The 255-nt window shown below is 55.7% G+C and carries 1 protein-coding gene; it reads left to right on the top strand.

What is annotated here, in order from left to right; translation table 11 throughout:
* Positions 1 to 11 precede the first annotated feature (11 nt).
* A partial coding sequence (locus tag AC4HNJ_RS22050; RefSeq protein ID WP_490481748.1) for a hypothetical protein occupies positions 12 to 255 on the top strand: 244 nt, incomplete at its 3' end.

Here is a 255-nt window from a genome sequence, read left to right on the forward strand (position 1 = left end):
GGGAAAACCTCGTGGCGGCATTCGAGCAGGCGGGTTATCAGGTAAAGGACAAAGGCGATGCCTGTCCTGCTGCGCTCGTCGTGGATGTGCACATCAAGAAGTTCTGGGCGTGGTTTGATCCCGGCTTCTGGGCCATCACACTCAATAACGATATTGCGACCAATCTGGTCATCAGTAGCATCGACATGCCGGTGACGGTGAGCACCCACGTTGAAGAGAAACACGCGGCGGCGACGGAAGATTCCTGGATACAGA

The organism is Dyella sp. SYSU CM1112 (assembly GCF_058216415.1).